Annotated in this window: 19 protein-coding genes; 1 reads left to right on the top strand and 18 read right to left on the bottom strand. The window is 58.4% G+C overall.

Going from position 1 to position 21,454, the window contains the following annotated elements; all coding sequences use genetic code 11:
• Positions 1–44: 44 nt before the first annotated feature.
• The 14 genes from H9L17_RS04855 to H9L17_RS04790 form a co-directional block, all read right to left on the bottom strand.
• Positions 45–281 (bottom strand): DUF5076 domain-containing protein, encoded by a 237-nt coding sequence (locus H9L17_RS04855; RefSeq protein WP_246455199.1) that lies wholly within the window; start codon positions 279–281, stop codon positions 45–47.
• A gap of 1,244 nt (positions 282–1,525) precedes the next feature.
• The gene (locus H9L17_RS04850) at positions 1,526–1,738 is read right to left on the bottom strand and encodes a hypothetical protein (RefSeq protein ID WP_187571214.1); all 213 of its coding nucleotides are present in this window, start codon (positions 1,736–1,738) and stop codon (positions 1,526–1,528) included.
• A gap of 611 nt (positions 1,739–2,349) precedes the next feature.
• Positions 2,350–2,757: a hypothetical protein gene (locus tag H9L17_RS04845; protein ID WP_187571213.1), complete on the bottom strand. Its 408-nt coding sequence runs from the start codon at positions 2,755–2,757 to the stop codon at positions 2,350–2,352.
• Between the two features lie 379 nt (positions 2,758–3,136).
• Positions 3,137–3,565, bottom strand: coding sequence for a hypothetical protein (locus H9L17_RS04840; protein WP_187571212.1), 429 nt, complete (start codon positions 3,563–3,565; stop codon positions 3,137–3,139).
• Between the two features lie 70 nt (positions 3,566–3,635).
• Positions 3,636–4,466: a S1 family peptidase gene (locus tag H9L17_RS04835; RefSeq protein ID WP_223158082.1), complete on the bottom strand. Its 831-nt coding sequence runs from the start codon at positions 4,464–4,466 to the stop codon at positions 3,636–3,638.
• A 1,061-nt stretch (positions 4,467–5,527) separates the two neighbouring features.
• Entirely contained in the window at positions 5,528–6,007 is a 480-nt protein-coding gene (locus tag H9L17_RS04830; protein ID WP_187571211.1) for a hypothetical protein, read from the bottom strand.
• Between the two features lie 95 nt (positions 6,008–6,102).
• Positions 6,103–6,324 (bottom strand): hypothetical protein, encoded by a 222-nt coding sequence (locus H9L17_RS04825; RefSeq protein ID WP_187571210.1) that lies wholly within the window; start codon positions 6,322–6,324, stop codon positions 6,103–6,105.
• Between the two features lie 407 nt (positions 6,325–6,731).
• Entirely contained in the window at positions 6,732–7,178 is a 447-nt protein-coding gene (locus H9L17_RS04820) for a hypothetical protein (RefSeq protein ID WP_187571209.1), read from the bottom strand.
• Positions 7,179–8,552: 1,374 nt separating this feature from the next.
• Positions 8,553–9,224, bottom strand: coding sequence for a hypothetical protein (locus tag H9L17_RS04815; RefSeq protein ID WP_187571208.1), 672 nt, complete (start codon positions 9,222–9,224; stop codon positions 8,553–8,555).
• Positions 9,225–9,669: 445 nt separating this feature from the next.
• Positions 9,670–10,380 (bottom strand): hypothetical protein, encoded by a 711-nt coding sequence (locus H9L17_RS04810; RefSeq protein ID WP_187571207.1) that lies wholly within the window; start codon positions 10,378–10,380, stop codon positions 9,670–9,672.
• A 561-nt stretch (positions 10,381–10,941) separates the two neighbouring features.
• Complete coding sequence (locus H9L17_RS04805; protein WP_187571206.1) at positions 10,942–11,235, bottom strand: hypothetical protein; 294 nt, start codon at positions 11,233–11,235, stop codon at positions 10,942–10,944.
• A 17-nt stretch (positions 11,236–11,252) separates the two neighbouring features.
• Positions 11,253–11,654: a hypothetical protein gene (locus H9L17_RS04800; protein WP_187571205.1), complete on the bottom strand. Its 402-nt coding sequence runs from the start codon at positions 11,652–11,654 to the stop codon at positions 11,253–11,255.
• 1,022 nt (positions 11,655–12,676) lie between these two features.
• Entirely contained in the window at positions 12,677–12,937 is a 261-nt protein-coding gene (locus tag H9L17_RS04795) for a hypothetical protein (RefSeq protein ID WP_187571204.1), read from the bottom strand.
• A gap of 1,594 nt (positions 12,938–14,531) precedes the next feature.
• Positions 14,532–14,897 carry a hypothetical protein gene (locus H9L17_RS04790; protein WP_187571203.1) on the bottom strand — a complete coding sequence of 122 codons (366 nt, stop codon included), beginning with the start codon at positions 14,895–14,897 and terminating at the stop codon, positions 14,532–14,534.
• A gap of 260 nt (positions 14,898–15,157) precedes the next feature.
• Here H9L17_RS04790 and H9L17_RS04785 point away from each other — a divergent pair, with 260 nt between their 5' ends.
• Entirely contained in the window at positions 15,158–16,102 is a 945-nt protein-coding gene (locus H9L17_RS04785) for an integron integrase (RefSeq protein WP_246455198.1), read from the top strand.
• Between the two features lie 13 nt (positions 16,103–16,115).
• Here H9L17_RS04785 and H9L17_RS04780 read toward each other — a convergent pair whose 3' ends face one another.
• From H9L17_RS04780 to mfd, 4 genes are all read right to left on the bottom strand, one after another.
• Positions 16,116–16,544 carry a hypothetical protein gene (locus tag H9L17_RS04780; protein WP_187571201.1) on the bottom strand — a complete coding sequence of 143 codons (429 nt, stop codon included), beginning with the start codon at positions 16,542–16,544 and terminating at the stop codon, positions 16,116–16,118.
• Between the two features lie 72 nt (positions 16,545–16,616).
• Positions 16,617–17,309 carry a deoxyribonuclease V gene (nfi, locus tag H9L17_RS04775; RefSeq protein WP_187571200.1) on the bottom strand — a complete coding sequence of 231 codons (693 nt, stop codon included), beginning with the start codon at positions 17,307–17,309 and terminating at the stop codon, positions 16,617–16,619.
• On the bottom strand, positions 17,309–17,809 hold the full coding sequence (locus tag H9L17_RS04770) for a SixA phosphatase family protein (RefSeq protein ID WP_187571199.1): 501 nt from the start codon (positions 17,807–17,809) through the stop codon (positions 17,309–17,311). Before H9L17_RS04770 ends, nfi begins: the two co-directional genes overlap by 1 nt.
• 37 nt (positions 17,810–17,846) lie before the next feature.
• The gene (mfd, locus tag H9L17_RS04765; protein ID WP_187571198.1) at positions 17,847–21,422 is read right to left on the bottom strand and encodes a transcription-repair coupling factor; all 3,576 of its coding nucleotides are present in this window, start codon (positions 21,420–21,422) and stop codon (positions 17,847–17,849) included.
• Positions 21,423–21,454 lie beyond the last annotated feature (32 nt).

Raw genomic sequence — 21,454 nt, 5'->3', positions numbered from 1 at the left:
GCGCCGCGAAGCGGTGTCGGCTTGAATGAATTGTTAGGCACCACCTAGTGCTCCACCGGGAGCGACCCCTCAACACTCGCCTTGGGCGAATCTACCCGCCGCAAGAAGTCTTGGAGCATCAAGTCCCGGCACTTGCTAAGTGGAACCTTGTCTCGTTGGGCGAACATGCGTGAGGCATGCTCAAAGAGGTCTGCAAGTAGCTCGCCAAAGGCCTCTGCACCGCCACTAACATCGCTGCTGATTGTCACGTGCAATTGCTCGTGAGCTGCCCAGAGACGCATGAGCTCAAAGGCGTCCGGGTCACTGAGTGCATCAGGTGGGATTGCAAGCTCTTCGTCGTGCATGAGTTGCCCTTATGTTGAATGTGGTGCCTAACGCCTGAATTAAGCCGCGCCGCGAAGCGGCGTCGGCTTGAATGAATTGTTAGGTGCGCACGCGGGATGAATGAACACCTGTTTACGGATATGGTCTCGACTCAACTATAGAGATCGCAGACGGCTCAAGTACCACATATGTATGTCCGTGGGCTGGTGGGTTATGCTCCCAGATCATAAACGCCCAGACACCTAGCGACTTTAGATGGTTGGCAGCAACGATATCACCGCGATCTCGCCGAAGGATGCAATAACTAGAACTAGAGTAGGTGTAAGCGTCTCCCTTGGCGGGGTGCCATGCTGATTCATCGGGGTGCCTCCACAGGCATCCTTCTGGGACAGTCAACTTGACGCGGTGAAGGAATCCTTGTCCCTTCCGTTCTTTTGCCCATGTAGCGTAGTACTGACCCCCAGCTAGGGTCTCAGCGAAATGGAATCCCCGGCCTTGAGCATCTCCCTCTCCAGACCCAAGGTGCCGAGGATCTACTGATGTGAAGTTACCCCAACCTCCGTGCCAACCGAAGATTTCCATGCGCACCTAACGCCTGAGTTAAGCCGTGCCGCGAAGCGGCATCGGCTTGAACGAATTGTTAGGCAGCGACTGGCCGAGATGCAACACCGCAAGAACAAAGCGAAAGCGCTCTTGTGTGGCCTGTCAGAACTATCCCGCAGACGGAGTGCAGCCGCTCTAAGGCTGCACGGAGACTGTGGCCGAGGCTTTGAATGATTGGGCGTGCAGACAACTTCAAGTTTCTTGACCCCGAATGCTAAAGATCTAGTTCCAGCGCTGCCTAACGCTTGAGTTAAGCCGCGCCGCGAAGCGGCGTCGGCTTGAACGAATTGTTAGGCCACTGCTCTTGACGACAGCGCATGACCCAACCCGAGTGTACTGCCGATGTTGCTCTCGATGAACGAGCGAAACATGACGAAGGCGGAGGCGCGGCCGCTTTGAGCTGCGCCGTAGCGCGAGGTGTTTCGGCGAAATGCGGCTCAGTGCGCTTTGCCAGATGAAGTACAGCCGCTTCTTTGCCGAAGAGCGGGATAAAACAAGCATGCGTATGACTGTTTCGACGCCGCTGCTCCTGGTGGCCTAACGCCTGAGTTAAGCCGCGCCGCGAAGCGGCGTCGGCTTGAACGAATTGTTAGGCCTCTCAGCCACGATGCTGGATAGCTGTCGGGACATCCTGGCAGTTCTCCAGAACCGCATATTTCCCTTGAACTTTCGCGACGAGCGAGATTGGCACCGAGGTAGCGCCGCCGTCTACGGAAAGCCGCACTTCTAGGGAGTGATCACTGAAGGACTGCAGCTCTTCTATCAGCTGTGCGACAGTCTTTCCTTCGCTGGTCCACGGCGGATTGATCATGAGAGGCCTAACGCCTGAATTAAGCCGCGCCGCGAAGCGGCGTCGGCTTGAATGAATTGTTAGGCCACTGCTCCTGACGATGGCACATGACCTGCATCCGAGTGTACTGCCGATCTGGCTCTTGATGAACGAGCGAGACATTGCGAAGCCGGAGGCGCGGCCGCTTTGTGCTGCGCCGTAGCGCGGTGAACTACGGCGAAGTGACAAGCGGTGAGGTTGACAGTTGCGACACCGAACAACGGGATGATGCGAGCGTGCAGAACTGCAAATGCGATGCGCCGCTTTTAGTGGCCTAACGCCTGAGTTAAGCCGTGCCGCGAAGCGGCATCGGCTTGAACGAATTGTTAGGCAGCGACTGGCCGGGATGCAACACCGCAAGAACAAAGCGAAACTGCTCTTGTGTGGCCTGCCGATGCTTCTTGCAAAGGACTGTCCCGCAGATGGAGTGCAGCCGCTTTAAGGCTGCACGGAGACTGTGGCCGAGGCTTTGAATGGTGGGGCGTGCGGACAACTTCAAGCTTCTTGACCCCGAATGCTAAAGATCTAGTTCCAGCGCTGCCTAACAACTGAATTAAGCCGACCCGCGAAGCGGGTTCGGCTTGAATGAATTGTTAGCCACGATCCGGCGTGTCATCGGGCGCACGAACTCGAGCTGCGGTAGTGCCTTTGGCAATGGCAAATCCGGAGATCGCCGACAGAATTGGAAGGCCAGCCTCAGCTGAAATCGTTTTGGTGAGTAGCAATACTGTGAGAAGAACGGCGATGATCAAGGCAATTACGATTTGACCGTAGGCGAGCCAGAAGTCGTTACGCCTCTCTCTGAAATCGGTAATCAGATCAACGACTGATCGTGCTGGCAATGGTTGCGGTCCATGCCGATAGTGCATGAAGAAGTCAGGCCACTCACGCGCAAAGAAGCGACCAAATAAGGAATGCCCGAATTTGTAAATTGCCAACAATGCGATTACGCCGAAGGCAATGACAATAAGCACGATCCAAAAAATTGCTTGAGTGTCCATAGTTCCCCATGAGTGGCTAACGCTTGAGTTAAGCCGCGCCGCGAAGCGGTGTCGGCTTGAACGAATTGTTAGGCCATGGCTCTTGCCGACGACGCATGACCTGGCCCGAGTGTACTGCTGTTGTTGCTCTTGATGAACGAGCGAGACATTGCGAAGCCGGAGGCGCGGCCGCTTTGTGCTGCGCCGTAGCGCGAGGTGTCTCAACGAAGTGCGGCTTAGTGCGCTTTGCTGAATGACGTACAGCCGCTTTCTTTGCCGAGGAGCGGGAACAACAAGTTTGCGCATGACCTGTTTCGATGCGCTTGCTCTCAGTGGCCTAACGCCTGAGTTAAGCCGTGCCGCGAAGCGGCATCGGCTTGAACGAATTGTTAGCCAGCGCTCACGGGTTCAAAGAATGGTATGCGGACATCTGCTCTTCATAGCAGTGATACATCATTGCCCAATCAGTTAGATCGGTGGTCTTGTCTGTCCACTCTGATGTGCAGTGGCCCCATATTTTCATTGCTACTTGTGAGGCCGTGATGTCTATCTTTTGGGCCTTGTCTCGGGCTTCAGTTTGTTCTTCTACGCAGTGCTTTTGCATGGAGAAGTCTTCCGGCCATTCCATGGAGCAAAAGCGGCGAATGTCATTCTTTGCTGCGTCTTCATAATCTCTCATTACTGCATCAGTCGCGCGACTGATGTCGGCACCTTGCTTTGGCTTTTCTTGCGCATGCGTCGGTGCGGCTGCGATGCAAATCAAGGCGACAAGCATAATGTGAAGATAAGCAGTGCGAGATTTTTCCACTCTTCTTCCTGCGAATTTCATTGCATTCTCCAGTGCTGGCTAACGCTTGAATTAAGCCGCGCCGCGAAGCGGCGTCGGCTTGAATGAATTGTTAGGCCCCTGCTGCCAGTTGGGCCCGGAAATCTTGGAGCTTCTGTGACTTAACGACAAATCCGAGGTTGTTCGGAATCTTGGACATGCTAATAGAGAGCTGCTGTAACGGCACGTCGATAGTTTTGATCTCGCCCTCTGCGACATGTTGAGGACCAGCAAAAAGAACGCCTAACAAGATGACCCGCGTACCACCAAGAGTCAGATTGCCATTTGCATCCATGTAGCCGCCTTGATTGAAGATCAATACAGGACTGCCACTTGAGCCAGGGAAACACGCGCAATCTATTACGAAGATTGGAAGGCCGTTGTAATCATGCTTTAGGTTGGTGGCGGTAATGCCCCTTCGCACTATGGGCATGTTGTTCCGAATGTCCCATATCCCATTGGGATAGCCAATCATTGTTATGTCTTCGATCCCTCCGAGTCCAGCCAACACCTCGCTCGATGGAATAAACGACTCATCCAGAGGCAGAAAGAAAAAATTCTTTCCGGCTTGTTCAGCGCCGTTGAGAAGATGCGCCATAGGAAATACTGCCAAGTCAACGTTAGGATCAGGATGCTTCAGCCAATGAGACTCGAAGTGATCTAATTGAACTGGCTCATAAGACCCGACTATCGGCTCACCTGCGTCGTCTCGTTTTGTAAGAACGAAGGTGCCCCTGGTGCTGTCGTTAATTACGTGCTTGTTCGTAACTATCAGAGGAATGCGTGTCTTCTCGTCTAGCTTGAACGAAAAGAAGAAGCCGGTGCCAGTGGAAGTCTTGCCGTTTCGGAGCAGGCATTCGAGCCGCACTGTGGTTTGCATAAGCTTTTCAGCGGCTGAAAGCACGAGCCTGTCTCCTAAGGGGCCTAACGCCTGAATTAAGCCGCGCCGCGAAGCGGCGTCGGCTTGAATGAATTGTTAGGCATGCAGCCGCTACATGCCCGGATGAACTTCTGCACTGCCCGTTTGCCTATCTACCACAACCATAAAACTGCAACCAGGTGGTGCGGGCCCGGGAGTGCATAGATAAACGAAGAGCCACTCTTTGTCACCGCCACCTGTTCGATCACCGAAGGTGTCTAGCCTGTACTGCCGAAGGTCATAGCCATGTTTCTCGGCAGCCTTCTGGCTTATCTCAAGTCCTTCACTTTCGGCAATTAGTGAACCCGGTTTGTTGTTGTGGTTGTCAGGCGATGAGCAGCTGATGAGCGGCAAGAGCGTCATTGTCGCTAAGAGAATCTTCCAAGATGATGAGGTGTGTCCCGGCATGCCTAACGCCTGAGTTAAGCCGTGCCGCGAAGCGGCATCGGCTTGAACGAATTGTTAGGCCACTGCCCTTGCCGACGACGCATGACCTGGCCCGAGTGTACTGCCGATCTGGCACTTGAAGAACGGGCGAGACACTGCGAAGCCGGAGGCGCGGCCGCTTTGTGCTGCGCCGTAGCGCGAGGTATCTCAACGAAGTGCGGCCAGTGAGACTTGCAGGGCAGAATGCAGCGGCTTTCCTTGCCGAGGAGCGGGAGCAAATAGGCACGCGCATAACCTGTTTCGATGCGCTTGCTCTTAGTGGCCTAACGCTTGAATTAAGCCGCACCGCGAAGCGGTGTCGGCTTGAATGAATTGTTAGGCCACGGCTCTTAACGATGGCGCATGACCTGCCCCGAGTGTACTGCTGATCTGGCTCTTGATGAACGAGCGAGCCAAGACGAAAGCGGAGGCGCGGCCGCTTTGTGCTGCGCCGTAGCGCAGTGAACTACGGCGAAGTAACGAGCGACAAATCTGACGATTGCGATAGTGGACAGCAAGAACCCGAAGATCACGGAAGTGCAAATTGGTGCGCTTGCTTTTTAGTGGCCTAACGCCTGAATTAAGCCGCGCCGCGAAGCGGCGTCGGCTTGAATGAATTGTTAGCCCTCATATGGCAGACGTAGATGCACTGCCTGATCAGGGGCAAGCGCAGTGATGATGGCCAAGCTCAGCGCAAACGCCGACTTGGCATCGGCTTTACTCTTGAACTTGCCAGCATGGACTACACCATTTCGGTGCTTGTGGAGCACCTCAATCTTGCTGGTTTTGAGCCGCCTCAGGTCGTTCCAAGTGCCGAGGTGCTGCGCAGCCGGCCGAACGAGCTTGTTGAATTTTCCCTCTAAGCCGTTAGCACTAAAAAGAAGCTCGTCTACATAACTTGAAGGCAGTGCATAGCGATCAATTAAGAAATGTCTGATGTAGATGTTTGCTGAAATTTCCGCGGACGTTGCAACACGAACAACAGATGCTGACCACTCCTCACGTTCGAATTGCCCGGCCGCCTTCTTCCAATTTGAGGCGAGCTTCTGATCATCCGTCCTCTCATCGTACGGAATCTTCGCGATCTTTGAATCACCCATAATCTCTCCAATGAGGGCTAACGCTTGAATTAAGCCGCGCCGCGAAGCGGTGTCGGCTTGAATGAATTGTTAGACGCGTCCCCGCACACGCCGACTCAACCAATGCCCCAGAAAGCGTCTTTGAGAGCAGCCCATAGTTGACCTAGAGTTTTGCTCTTGCCGCTGCCAAGTGCAACACGGACTAATTGGATGAGAGTGGCAACGACAAGTGCAAGAAAGACAACAATGCCAATGCCGTCACGGAACAGGAGCAAGGCCGCTGCGGCACCGGCGATCAAGCCTGCGAGAACAAGAAACTCTCGATTCTTAGCTGTCATGCCCATAAGCGCCTAACACCTGAATTAAGCCGCGCCGCGAAGCGGCGTCGGCTTGAATGAATTGTTAGGTGCGCTACCTGCGGTATGCGCGCCAAGCAAACAGCGCGAACAACGCACCCGCGACTATGTGAAATAGAACGATGAGCCAGAATTGTGATGGATTGTCTGCGGCAGTGTAGGACTGTCCCGCGATTCTGCTGTAGCGCCCTAGGCCAGACGCTCGTCCTGATGAGATGCAATAAGTTGCCAAGTACAAAAACAGTGCTGCGCCAGTTGAACAAAGCGCGATCTCGAAATAGCGACCGATTACGGCAGAGTAGGGGTTGCTTGGCATGCCCGTTGCGCACCTAACGCCTGAATTAAGCCGCGCCGCGAAGCGGTGTCGGCTTGAATGAATTGTTAGGGGGCTAGTCCCAAGACAGCCACCACCAACGTTGACCGTCCACCGCCTGCGGGTGCTGCCGTGGTTCACCGTATGGCCAGCCCTCTGCAGCCCCATCGGAGTGCAGCTCGGCGGCCCAATCCTGGACTATCTCCTCAGGAGCTGAGGTAAGTATGTGGACGTTCTCCGCATACGGCCAGCCGCCATAGATGACCGGGTCTAGGTCATAGATATTGACTAGCACCGCAGCTACCTCGGGCTTGGCTGCGATATCAGCAAGCTTGCTCCTAAAAAAGTCTACGCCGGGGTGATCGTCAAGATTGACAGCGATGCACTCATTGTCGTCGTTATCGGCAAAGAACATCTCCGCCGAAACAACAGGTGGTGGTTCTTTGTGACGCCAGTCCGGGGTCCGGAAACCTTGCGCGAAAATCTCACGAAGTAATGCGGCACGACTCTTGGACACTTCCATAGCCCCCTAACGCCTGAATTAAGCCGCGCCGCGAAGCGGTGTCGGCTTGAATGAATTGTTAGGCGCCGAGCCGTGAAGCGCGACGCCATAAGTAGCTTGCTGCCGATGGTAGCAGCCCACAGACTAGAAACGAGATCAGACCAAAAGGAAGGTATGCAAGCCATGGATCTCCGGCGGATGCTGGGTCAGATCTGGTTGAAGCCCACCAGCTAAAGCCAATGAGCGCGAGGTCTAATAACAGAAGTGAAGCCAGTAGGCTTGAGTCTCTGAGGCTTTTTGCGAGAGCAAATGAGGCAGTCAGAAGCTGAGGGAATCCAAAAAAGAGCCAAAGATGTAGGAACTCATTCCATGTTGTTCTTTGAGGTGTAGTTATAGTGCTTACTACGACCAATGCTGGAACCAGTTGTAGACCGATGAAATAGAGCCAGAAGCCCAACTTCGTTTTCATGGCGCCTAACACCTGAGTTAAGCCGCGCCGCGAAGCGGCGTCGGCTTGAACGAATTGTTAGGCCACTGCTCCTGACGATGGTGCATGACCTGCACCCGAGTGTACTGCCGATCTGGCTCTTGATGAACGCGAGGCATAACGGAGGCGGAGGCGCGGCTGCTTTGTGCTGCGCCGTAGCGCGAGGTGTCTCAACGAAGTGCGGCCCGATGAGACTTGCAGTGCTAGAGTGCAGCGGCTTTCTTGCTGAGGAGCGCGAACAAACAAGCATGCGCATGACCTGCTGCGATGCACCTGCTCTTAGTGGCCTAACGCCTGAGTTAAGCCGTGCCGCGAAGCGGCATCGGCTTGAACGAATTGTTAGGCCACTGCTCTTGACGATGGCGAATGACCTAGCCCGAGTGTACTGCTGATCTGGCTCTTGAAGAACGAGCGAGACATTGCGAAGCCGGAGGCGCGGCTGCTTTGTGCTGCGCCGTAGAGCGGGGAATTGAGACGGAGCGACGGGCAATGAGGCTTGGCGATTGCGATACGCGGCAACAAGAGCAGGAGCGCATGTAAAAGCACCAATACCTTGCGACGCTTTTAGTGGCCTAACGCCTGAGTTAAGCCGCGCCGCGAAGCGGCGTCGGCTTGAACGAATTGTTAGGCCACGGCTCTTGACGACAGCGTATGACCCAACCCGAGTGTACTGCTGTTGTTGCTCTTGATGAACGAGCGAGACATTGCGAAGCCGGAGGCGCGGCTGCTTTGTGCTGCGCCGTAGCGCGGTGAACTACGGCGAAGTGACAAGCGGTGAGGCTGATATCTGCGACACCGAAAAATGGGATGATGCGAGCGTGCAGAACTGCAAATGCGATGCGCCGCTTTTAGTGGCCTAACAACTGAATTAAGCCGACCCGCGAAGCGGGTTCGGCTTGAATGAATTGTTAGCCACGATCCGGCGTGTCATCGGGCGCACGAACTCGAGCTGCGGTAGTGCCTTTGGCAATGGCAAATCCGGAGATCGCCGACAGAATTGGAAGGCCAGCCTCAGCTGAAATCGTTTTGGTGAGTAGCAATACTGTGAGAAGAACGGCGATGATCAAGGCAATTACGATTTGACCGTAGGCGAGCCAGAAGTCGTTACGCCTCTCTCTGAAATCGGTAATCAGATCAACGACTGATCGTGCTGGCAATGGTTGCGGTCCATGCCGATAGTGCATGAAGAAGTCAGGCCACTCACGCGCAAAGAAGCGACCAAATAAGGAATGCCCGAATTTGTAAATTGCCAACAATGCGATTACGCCGAAGGCAATGACAATAAGCACGATCCAAAAAATTGCTTGAGTGTCCATAGTTCCCCATGAGTGGCTAACGCCTGAATTAAGCCGCACCGCGAAGCGGTGTCGGCTTGAATGAATTGTTATGCAGCCTGCGACAACCGGTGAAGCAAGCTGCTGAAGTGATCTTGAGCCAGCGGGAAGTGGTACGCGAGGAATCACCAGACGAAGGTCATTGATGGTGGGCGGGTATGAACTTGGCTCTTTTGCACGATGCAGTGCGTGGCCGAGCGGGATATGCGACTGGCTGGATGTTCGGATGCTGGCAAGCTTGCGCAAGACAATGCGACTTTTGCCTGCCCGCGCATAACGCCTGAGTTAAGCCGCGCCGCGAAGCGGTGTCGGCTTGAACGAATTGTTAGGTTGCGCAGCTGCGACCGCGTTGCAACTGGTTGAGTGAGAATAACGCATAAGCCAAGCATGACCAGATACAGAACCATCCAATGAAGGCTATGAGCCAGCCTGCATGGGTGAAGAGCAGCCACTCTCCCGATTGATAAGCAAAGATTGAACTTGATCCTTGCGCGAACTGAAGGAATCGCCCTGTAAGAAGAAAAGAAATTGCTCCAAACCAAGGAACAAGCCAAGACAATGCACATTGTAGAAGCAAAAGCGACAAGCCTCCGGCAATTGGGGCGAAATGGCCTGAAACTTTCATAAGCAACCTAACGCCTGAATTAAGCCGCGCCGCGAAGCGGCGTCGGCTTGAATGAATTGTTAGCCCTCACTGGATAATCTCAGGATGATTCTTGCCGCATACGTTCTTTAGACAATTGATAAGCGGTTTGTCGCGAGTAGCTATTCCGCCACATACGATTGCTAACACCGCGTAATCGAGATCAATCAAGTCATGCAGTAAACGTAAGGGTGGATTGCCATATAATTTTTTTGGTTGATAGCGAGAGAATATGCTCTCTGCGTAATATCTGAGGCACGCGATCAGACTGTAAGTTCCCCAGGTGTTATCGATATCATGGGTCGGAAAGTTCGCGGCTGAGGATCGCCTTATGGCTGAAATTCCACTTTCGATTGTTTGATTTTTCCAAGCTTCTAGATGAGGAATATAAGCGGCATATAGATCCTGATAGAACCGATCCGTAGTTTCTATTGAGCGATAAATTTCAGTCGTTAGGTTGCTGTTCGATGCAAGATCTTCGAGGAGTGAGATGTTAGGTGGTTGAGGGGAAAGCTGACTAGCTTGGAATGCAACAGAAGTCTCTGCTTCATAAGCCAGAACTTTGGCGACAGAGGTGTAGTACACGTTGTTGGGCAGAGAAAGAAGCTTTCGCGCAGCTGATTTTCTGTGGCGGGTTTTGGTCTTGCATATCTCGTAGAGCAAGCTCTCTGTGATCACAAAATCAAATCTGTCTTGATCTAGTGCAAGTTGTTCTGAGCACTTTCCTTGAAGAAACGATTTGTCGATAACAACCTTCATGAGGGCTAACGCCTGAATTAAGCCGCGCCGCGAAGCGGCGTCGGCTTGAATGAATTGTTAGCTGTCACTCGCGACACTCTCACTGCGAGCAACAGCGCCAATAGATGGTGCCTCTAGAGACCAGGTTGAGAATACGCAGCTATGCGACTGAGCCACATCACACATAAATTGAACCCAAGCAACATGTTCGTCTTGCGTTAGAACAACTCCAGAAGGGCGGGTTGTGCCTGCTGCTAGCCAATATCCAGCACCATTGGGTGAAACACTAACGGCGTAGTTCTCCGATAGCTGCTGAGCGAGAGAGTCAATCCCATCGCGGTTGGCACCTATGTGTACGAAGTCAATGGCTAAAACCGTGTCTTGTGTTGCACCGGCCAAGACGAGTGTTCGCCAAACGCCTGCGGCTTCCTGTGTGCGCTGCATGCGCTTGCGAAAATAGTAGTCGCGCCAGATTTCTTGAGGATCAACGACCATGATGCATCCTGTGACAGCTAACGCCTGAATTAAGCCGCGCCGCGAAGCGGCGTCGGCTTGAATGAATTGTTAGGCCGCACGCGATGGTCAGTCATTTGCATTATGGTGCCGCCACAAGAATACGAAGATGACCGCAAGCATGATGATGTGGAATGCGGTTTCAAGCATGCCGCCATGTGTTTGGCTGAAGTTGTACGCACCATGTTTGTTCAAGAATTTATTGTATTGCCATGCCCATGAAAACAGAACCAACGTGGCGAACAGCAAGCATTTTGCAATGAAGGATGGCCAGTTCGTTCCGCTTGCTGGGCGTTTTACAAAGAGCAACGAGATTGCAATCAGAATCAGAATGGATCCAGCTGGGATTGCGAGTAGTGTCATGCGGCCTAACGCCTGAGTTAAGCCGTGCCGCGAAGCGGCATCGGCTTGAACGAATTGTTAGGTGGCGGCGGACCACCCGTCACGCACGACGGGGAGAACTGGCCACCCTGTTGAAGTTGCACGCTCAATGCAGTCTTGGACAAGCTCTGGACACGCCTGAGATCAACAACGTCTACCCCGATCTCGCTCGAAGGAAGAAAGTAGACAAGCAGGTCGTCCCGTTCAGTTGAGCCGGGCGCAAAGCGTGACCCATAGCGAACATACGAGACTGTGTCCTGAAACGCATGGAAAGGCTCACCAGTCTCGCCAGTGCCATCACCGATATACACCAATGGCTCGACACCTGGCATGGTCAAGTCGCGGTCCGCATAAGTGACACGGTAGTACGTGTTGCCTATTACGAGTGCGAGATTGCTCATTCCGCCACCTAACGCCTGAGTTAAGCCGCGCCGCGAAGCGGCGTCGGCTTGAATGAATTGTTAGGTGCCGCCTCATGGCCCCCAATAGTCGAACCTGAAGACAACACCCTGAGGGATATCAAACTCGATCCAGCCACCACATTCAATCCTGTGCCTCCCAGACGATACGAGACCAGGCTGATTGATCTTGTAAGGCCATGGTTTTCCGTCAAGGAGCAGCGGGCCACAAGCGCCTCCATTGTCATCAGCAACGATCAGATACGTGCGACCATCTTTTGATGGGGCAACAGAGCCACGCAGATAGCCGTCGTCACAGCCGAGTAGCGCGGCAGACAGTAGGAAGCAGAGTGCTATAAGTAGCCGACCTTTCATTGGCGAAAATCTTCCAGCGGCACCTAACGCCTGAGTTAAGCCGTGCCGCAAAGCGGCATCGGCTTGAACGAATTGTTAGGCCACGGCTCTTGCCGACGGTGCATGACCTGGTCCGAGTGTACTGCGGTTGTTGCTCTTGAAGAACGAGCGAGACATTGCGAAGCCGGAGGCGCGGCTGCTTTGTGCTGCGCCGTAGCGCAGCGAACTGCGGCGAAGCAACGAGCGACAAATCTGACGGTTGCGGCAGTGGATAGTAAGAGCAGCAAGAGCGCGCAAAGTGCCAATACAGTGCACTCGCTTTTAGTGGCCTAACGCCTGAATTAAGCCGCGCCGCGAAGCGGCGTCGGCTTGAATGAATTGTTAGGCCACTGCTCTTGATGATGGCGAATGACCTGGCCCGAGTGTACTGCTGATCTGGTTCTTGGAACGAGCGAGATATGACGAAGGCGGAGGCGCGGCCGCTTTGTGCTGCGCCGTAGCGCTGGGAGTCGCAACGAAGAAAAGTGAGATGAACCTTGGAATTGCTATGCCGCCGAATGACAACGGCAAGAAAGCGAGCTATTTCCCAATGTGTTTGCTTTGAGTGGCCTAACGCCTGAATTAAGCCGCGCCGCGAAGCGGCGTCGGCTTGAATGAATTGTTAGGCCAAATCACGGGAGTGCGAGTACAACCTGACCTTGAACGAACTGCTTGATGCCCCAGCCCGATATGAGGCGATGAACCTCTGCGAGGTCAGAATATGTGCGTACGCCATCAGCCGCATAAACGCCACTTGGCCCGTATATTGCCCAGCCACGATCTTTAACTTCTACTACGTTGATGATTGGCCCAGCGTCCCCTTGCTCGGCAATAGCAATGAAATCGTCGTCCGTCATGGTGATTGCGATGTCGATGTTTGAAGTGTCAATCATGGAGTCTCCCTCTTTGGCCTAACGCCTGAATTAAGCCGCGCCGCGAAGCGGCGTCGGCTTGAATGAATTGTTAGGCCTCAGCCAGGAAGCCTGCCAGGACGATACAAGCTGGAAGTGGCCCATAGCAACCAAAAGTTCACTACAGCCAGCAGCGGAGGCAGTGAGGTCAAGCCCGTCAGCCAAGCGTTACGTCCTTGGAGCCTGGCTGCCTTTGCCAGGAAACAAGCTGCTGGCAAATTGGCGATCCAAACAAAAAGTATGGCCGGTTCTATCCCGTGACCGAGGTGCGAGAGCAGTATGCCGAGGGCCACGCCACCCAAGACCTCAGCCAAGAGCACGTAACCCGCTCTGCGGAGATTTGTTTCAAGTTGCGAGAATCGAGACATAAGGCCTAACGCCTGAATTAAGCCGAGCCACGAAGTGGCTTCGGCTTGAATGAATTGTTAGGGCGCACCTTGCGTAGCACCAAGTATGAAAGGGCAGCGGTCACCGGGAACGCGAACGCGTGCCACATGGGATACATCGCCAGCCAGCCTCCGAGCTCTGACCACGACCCAGTTGCGATAGATGGAATCAGGAGCCACCCGAAGGTTACTGGCACAACAGCAATTGTGGCTGGACCCATCGTGGGTGTTATGAGCAGTGTTGAAACAACCACAATCAGCGCGATCCATGCGCTCCGACTCAAGCCCCGTGTAAGGCAAGCCACGATAAACGTGATGCCAAACGCGATGGCGAGGAAAGGCAAGAAAAGAGCAATGGCTATGACGTACATCATGCGCGCCCTAACGCCTGAGTTAAGCCGCGCCGCGAAGCGGCGTCGGCTTGAACGAATTGTTAGGTTGCGCAGCTGCGACCGCGTTGCAACTGGTTGAGTGAGAATAACGCATAAGCCAAGCATGACCAGATACAGAACCATCCAATGAAGGCTATGAGCCAGCCTGCATGAGTGAAGAGCAGCCACTCTCCCGCTTGATAAGCAAAGATTGAACTTGATCCTTGCGCGAACTGAAGGAATCGCCCTGTAAGAAGAAAAGAAATTGCTCCAAACCAAGGAACAAGCCAAGACAATGCACATTGCAGAAGCAGAAGCGACAAGCCTCCGGCAATTGGGACGAAATGGCCTGAAACTTTCATAAGCAACCTAACGCTTGAATTAAGCCGCGCCGCGAAGCGGCGTCGGCTTGAATGAATTGTTAGGCCCGCCGGATCTCGCCGCCAGAGACAGAAGTGATGAACTCCGCTGTCTGCCAGCAAAGCGATTGATCCGAAGAGCGAACCACCAGAATCAAAGGATCATTGGAAAGTGGGTCTATGTCCACCCGTTGCCCCGGATTGCTGCGCAAGCAAACGGTTAGCTCTGTCCATTGGTGATCCTCTGGGGTGACGCTGTTGCCGTCAGAGTCTATATTGCAACCGACGCCCCACAGGTGCTCGGCAACCTGAAAGTAGGGTGGCCGAGGGCCTGGCGCGATGATTTGCAGGGAGTGATCCATTGTTTTTTGGCAGATCGCTTTGGAGCGTTGGTTGTGGGCCTAACGCCTGAATTAAGCCGCGCCGCGAAGCGGCGTCGGCTTGAATGAATTGTTATGCGTCACGCGATAGCTCTCTTGCCACGAACATGAAGATGTAGCTTGTAACCGATTGGCACTCTATCGCTCGTGCCTTTAACTATCAACAACGCCTTTTCCGCATTGAACTTCATGTGCTGCCAAGCTACTGAAAATTCAGTATGGAAATTCACGCTATCTAAGTTGTCTATCTGGAGCTTTGGCCAATTCTTGTCATGTACAAATCTAACCAAATATATCTGTTTATCAACGATCTTATCAGTTCCAATAAACAGGCAGACAGGTACTTTTGCGTGAAAAACCATACCTCCAATCTGCGGGCCATTGAGGTGCCGAGCTGTCTCGAACAAAGCATCTCTATTTGCTTCAATTTGCTGTTCACTCAACATGACGCATAACAACTAGTAGTTGATGAATATAAGAAATAAGCCCAAGACATTCATCTTCGCCAACTGGGCCGTAGGTGAAGACTCACCTTCAAATCAGCAGTTTACCTCTGGATCGTGGGGAGGCCGAGCGACACGCTCTTCTTCCTATCCCACGAAGGCCAAGCACCATGTTTTATCTCATCGAAAGCCCGGAGTATGCCACCCGTGTGGCAGAGCCTGGCTGGCAGGGAAACGAAAGCCAGCTTGAGCGCATTTCAGCGCTGGTCGCCGATGTTCGCAGGGTTTTGCGTGTCCGGCACTACAGTATTCGCACCGAGACGGCGTATCTGGGCTGGATCAAGCGGTTCATCCTGGCCAACCATCTGAGGCATCCGGAGGAGTTGGGGCACCGGGAGGTGGAGGCTTTTCTGAGCCGACTGGCGGTGGAGGGAAAGGTTGCGCCTTCGACCCAGAATCAGGCGCTCTCGGCATTGCTGTTTCTGTATCGCGACGTGTTGCGGATGCGATTGGAATGGATGGAGGAGGTGGTTCGGGCGAAAGGGGCGCGGAAATTGCCCGTCGTTTTGGCGCGGGATGAGGTGCGTTGCCTGTTGGCGCAACTGGATGGGCGGGCGTGGCTGCTGGCGAGCGTGCTGTACGGCACCGGGATGCGGTTGATGGAATGCCTGCGCCTGCGGGTGAAGGATGTCAATTTCGCTCGCGGGGAAATCACGGTGCGGGACGGAAAAGGCGGCAAGGACCGGCGCACCATCTTGCCGCGCAGTCTGGTGGAGCCGTTGCAGTTTGAGATCGAGCGTGCCCGCGTCCTGCATGCCGCCGATCTGGCTTTGGGATTCGGGGCAGTGTGGCTGCCTTACGCGTTGGCGCGGAAATATCCGAATGCCGCCGCCGAGTTCGGATGGCAATACGTGTTCCCGGCGCGGAAGCGCTCGCTGGATCAGCGCGACGACCGCGAGCGCCGGCACCATGTCGATGCGGAGTTCGTGTCGCGCGCGTTGAAAAGCGCGCGCGATCGCGCCGGGTTAGTGAAGCATGTCACCGCGCATACGCTGCGGCACTCGTTCGCTACCCATCTGCTGGAGGCGGGCTACGACATCCGCACCATCCAGGAGTTGCTGGGGCACAAGGACGTGGCGACGACGCAGATCTACACCCACGTCCTCAACCGTGGACCGAACGGCGTCGCCAGCCCGCTGGATCGCTGAGGCTCGCGGGAAATCAATGCCCGCTGATGCGAAGGGTGGCCTTGGGGGCGACGCCGCGTTCCAGCGTTTCCAGATGGACGCGGTGCGGGCCGAAGACTGCCTCGGTCTGCCTGCCCTGCAGCGGGCTGGTATGCAGCGACGCCTCGCTTGCGCCGCCGCCCTTGGCCGGTTGCCAGCGCAGCAGGATCTCCGCATCGCCGGCCCAGACGCATTGGACATCGGGTGCGCAGCGGGAATCGTCGACCAGCTGCCGGTAGGTCAGGCGACTGCCATCGGCCAACGCGGCCGATTCGCCGACGCCGAGCGTCAATATGCGCGCCTCACCGGCAGCGGCTTGCGCGGGAGCGTCTGCGGCTGGAGAGGCGGCGGGGGCGGGATCCTGCGACGCGCTGGCGCAGCCGGTCAGCAGGGCAAGGGCGAGGAGCGTGGCGATGCGGATCATGGCGATGGCACCGTGCGGTGATTGGGTGTCCTGTATGCCACAACCGCGATGAACATGCCGCGATTCGGGGACTCAGCGCTCGCCGCGCTTGCGGTCGCGGCGCGAAGCGATCCGGTCCGCCAGCCGCGTGGGTTCGGGCAGGCGGTATGTGGTCACGAAGCGCATCGCCAGCTCCGGCGCGGACGGCATCGCCACCTTGTGGCCGGGCGAGACGATCAGCGGCAGGCAGCCGGGCTTGCTGCGCAGCAGCCAGCCGATCTGCTCGCGGCCGTCGCGCAGCGGCGTGAAGGCGCCGCGCATGTCGTGCAAGGCCATGCGCGCTTCGCCGACGAGGATCTTCTTGGCGACGCCGATGCAGGGCAGGTTGGTGGCGACGCCGAAGTGCGCGGCGATGCCGAGCCGGCGCGGATGGGCGATGCCGTGGCCGTCGATGAAGGCGAGGTCCGGCGCATGTTCCAGCATCGCCAGCGCTTCCAGCAGTGCCGGCAGTTCGCGGAAGCTGAGCAGGCCGGGGATGTAGGGCATGCGCGTCGGCAGGCGCGCGACCTGCTGGTCGATCACCTCGCGCGTGTCCGCGTCCAGCAGCACGGCGGCGGCGCGGGTGGTGGCGCCGCCGTCCTCGAAGCCGACGTCGAAGCCGGCCACGGTGCGCAGCGGCTTCGGGAAGTCGTCGCGCAGTTCCACCTGCTGGGCGAGCTGGCGTTGCAGGTTGCGCAGCGCGGCGGTGTCGCCGGCCCAGTCCGGCAGGGACGGTGCGGTGTCCATCAGTCGCGGAACTCGCGCAGCGTGGTGCGGCCGTCCGCGCCGAGGCGGACGGTGTAGCGGATGCCGTAGATGCGCTCGTCCATGTCGGGTACGGCGCAGCCGCACAGGGCGCGGGCCAGCGGCGGCAGGGTGTCGCTGTGGCCGATCACCAGCACCGTGTCGGCGGGATGCTCGGCGCGCAGGCGTCGGGCGAAAGCGTCGGCATTGGCGGCGTCGTAGTCGACGATGGTCAGGCCCTTCGCATGCGCGACGGGCGCCGCGGTCTGGCGGGTGCGCCGGGTCGGCGAGCTGTAGATCGCATCCAGCGGCTCGTTCGCCAGCAATGTGGCCAGCCGCTGCGCGCGAGCTTCGCCGGCGGCGGTCAGCGGCGGATCCTTGCCCGCGGCGACGTCCTTTTCCGCATGTCGCACCAGCAAGTAGGTGGCGGAAGTTGCGGGTGCGTCCGGACGGCTGGCGCAGGCGGCCAGCCACAGGCAGGCGATGACGAGGAGGAAGCGCATGCGCCGATGATAGGCCCGGCCGCCATGAATGTCCTTTTCATCCCGGCCGCAGCGCCGCCAGCAGGCCGCGCGCGGCGTTGAAGCGCGTCGCCGCGTCCGGCAGCTCCAGCGTGATGCGCAGCTTGTCCGGACCGTCCATGCGGTAGTGCTTGGGCTGGCCCTGGATCAGGCGGATCACCGCCATCGGATCGACGCTGGGCTTCTCCACGAACTGCATGCGCCCGCCGTTGCCGCCGAGGTCGAGCTTGCGGATGCCGAGCGCGGTCGCCGCCAGCTTCAGCTCGGCGGTGGCGAACAGGTGCTTGGCGGCATCGGGCAGCAGGCCGAAGCGGTCGATCATCTCCACCTGCAATTCGCGCAGCGCATCGCCGTCGCGCGCGGCGCTGATGCGCTTGTACAGGGTCAGGCGCGCGTGCGGATCGGGCAGGTAGTCGTCGGGGATCAGCGCCGGCACGTGCAGGTCGACCTCCGCACCGTGGCGATCGGCGTCGTCCACGTCGGGCAGCTTGCCCTGCTTGATGCTGCGCACCGCGCGCTCCAGTAGCTCGGTATAGAGGCTGAAGCCGACTTCCGCCATCTGCCCGCTCTGGTCCTCGCCCAGCAGTTCGCCGGCGCCGCGGATTTCCAGGTCGTGGGTGGCGAGGGTGAAGCCGGCGCCGAGTTCGTCCATCGAGCTGATCGCCTCCAGCCGCTTGCGCGCGTCGCCGGTGATGCTGCGCTGGTCGGGGACCAGCAGGTAGGCGTAGGCGCGATGGTGGCTGCGCCCGACGCGGCCGCGCAGCTGGTGCAGCTGCGCCAGGCCGAACTTGTCGGCTCGGTTGATGAGGATGGTGTTGGCGTTGGGGATGTCGATGCCGGATTCGATGATGGTCGAGCACAGCAGCACGTTGGTGCGCTGCTTGTGGAAGTCCAGCATCACGCGCTCCAGCTCGCGTTCGTGCATCTGCCCGTGGGCGATGCCGATGCGCGCGTCGGGCACCAGCGCCTGCAGTTCCTCGCCCATCCGGCCGATGCTTTCCACGTCGTTGTGCAGGAAATACACCTGCCCGCCGCGCGCCAGCTCGCGCTGGAAGGCTTCGCGCAGCAGCGCGTCGTCCCAGGCGTGCACGAAGGTCTGCACGGCCAGGCGATTGGCCGGCGGCGTGGCGATGATCGAGAGGTCGCGCAATCCGCTCATCGCCATGTTGAGCGTGCGCGGGATCGGCGTTGCGGTCAGCGTGAGCAGATGGACGTTGGCGCGCAGCTTCTTCAGCGCCTCCTTCTGGCGCACGCCGAAGCGCTGCTCCTCGTCGACGATGACCAGGCCCAGGTCGCTGAACTTCACGTCCGGTTGCAGCAGGCGGTGGGTGCCGACGATGACGTCGAGCTTGCCCTCGGCCAGCTTCTGCAACTCGGCCTCGATCTCCTTCTTGCTCTTGAAGCGCGACAGCACTTCGACGCGCAGCGGCCAGTCGGCGAAGCGGTCGCGGAAGTTGCGGTAGTGCTGCTCGGCCAGCAGCGTGGTCGGCACCAGCACCGCGACCTGCTTGCCGGCGCTGGCGGCGGCGAAGGCGGCGCGCACCGCGACTTCGGTCTTGCCGAAGCCGACGTCGCCGCAGACCACGCGGTCCATCGGCTGGCTGCTGGCGAGATCGCGCAGCACCGCTTCGATGGCGGCGTGCTGGTCGGGCGTTTCCTCGAACGGGAAGCCGGCGGCGAAGGGCTCGTACATCGCCCGGTCGACGTCGATGGCAAGGCCCTGCCGCGCCTGCCGCTTGGCCTGGATTTCCAGCAGCTCGGCGGCGACGTCGCGGACCTTGTCGGCGGCCTTCTTCTTCGCCTTCGCCCACTGCTCGCCGCCGAGGTTGTGCAGCGGCGCGGTGTCGGGGTTCGCGCCGGAGTAGCGGCTGATGCGGTCGAGCTGCGCCACCGGCACGTACAGGCGGTCGCCCTTGGCGTATTCGATGTCGAGGAATTCGCCGGGCATGCCGCCGACGTCCATCGCCACCAGCCCGCGGTAGCGGCCGACGCCGTGGTCCTCGTGGACGATGGGCGCGCCGAGGGTGAGCTCGCCGAGGTCGCGGATGATCGCTTCGGGTTCGCGGCCGGCGCGCTTGCGGCGGCGCGGCTGGCTGGCGCGCTCGGGGAACAGCTGGCGTTCGGTGAGGATGACCAGTTGCGGCGCATCCAACGCGAAGCCGTCGTCGAAAGGAGCGACCGCGATGGCGAATTCAGGCCCCTCTCCCTCCGGGAGAGGGGTTGGGATGAGGATTCGGCCCGCGACCGAACCCTCATCCGGCGCTTCGCGCCACCTTCTCCCGGAGGCAGAAGGGGAAGCAAATGCGGTCCAGCTTTCGACCACCGCCGGCTTCAACCCCGCCGCCTGCATCACCTCCAGCAGCGCCTCGCGTCGCCCCGGCGAATCCGCGGCGACCAACACCCGGCCCGGATAGTTCGACAGGAAGGCGCGCAGCGCCTCGCCCGGCGCATGGTCCTTCGCCGCCAGCGGCAGGGCGGGTGCGGGCTGCACCGGCAGCGCGTGCGCGTCGTCGTGGCGAGGATGCTGCGCGCCGCAGACTTCGATGCGATCGACGCGGTTCAGGGTTTCGCGCAGCGCGTCCGGCGACAACCACAGTTCGGCCGGCGGCAGCAGCGGGCGTTCGACGTCGTGCCGCAGCTGCTCGAAGCGTTCGCCGATCTGCTTCCATGCGTGCTCGGCGGCGTCGAACGCGCCGTCGCACAGCAGCGGCAGGGCGTTCGGCGCGAGGTAGTCGAACAGGGTTTCCGCGCTGCCCGCGCCGCCGCGCTGCGGGGCGAAGAACAGCGGCAGGTAGTACTCGATGCCGGCGGGGGCGAGGCCGGCCTTCAGGTCCTGCACCAGCGCGCTGCGGCGGGTGTCGATGTCGAAGCGCTCGCGCAGCGCGTCGAGCGCGCGCTGCACGTTGGCGTCGTCCATCGGCACTTCGCGGCCGGGCAGCAGTTCGATGGCGTCGATCTTCTCCAGCGAGCGCTGGCTCTCCGGGTCGAAGGCGCGGATGCTGTCGATCTCGTCGTCCAGCAGCTCCACCCGGAACGGCGCGTCCGCGCCCATCGGATAGACGTCCAGCAGGCCGCCGCGCACGGCGAAGTCGCCCGGATCGAACACCTGCGGCACGTTGCGGTAGCCGGCGGCTTCCAGCCGGCGCTTCTCGGCGTCCATGTCCATGCGCTGGCCCACGCGCACGCTGAAACGGTTGCCGAGCACGTGCGTGCGCGGGGCGAGGCGCTGCATCAGCGTGGCCGCCGGCACCACCACCACGCCGCGCTTCAGTTCCGGCAGCCGCGCCAGCGTGGCCAGACGCTGGCTGACGATTTCCGGATGCGGGCTGAAGCGGTCGAAGGGCAGGGTTTCCCAGTCGGGGAAGCCGAGCACCGGCAGCGCGTCGCCGCCGCCGGTCAACGTGCGCAGGTCGGCTTCGAGCTGATGCGCGGCGTGGTTGTCGCGCGCGACCAGCAGCAGCGGGCCGGCGTGGCGCTGTGCGGCGGCCAGCACGGCGGCGGCCAGCGCGGTGCCGGAGGCGGGTGCGCGCCAGTACGCGCGCTGCTGGCCGGCGCGCGGCAAGGGAACGTCGAAGGACAGGGCGGAATGCGGCATCAGCTCACTTTCGGAAAAACGCGGCGGCGCCG

The sequence above is a fragment of the Thermomonas brevis genome, assembly GCF_014395425.1.
In the GTDB taxonomy this organism is placed as follows: Bacteria; Pseudomonadota; Gammaproteobacteria; order Xanthomonadales; family Xanthomonadaceae; genus Thermomonas; species Thermomonas brevis.
Note: the sequence above shows the minus strand (reverse complement) of the source record. Positions and strands in the feature narration are given on the sequence as shown.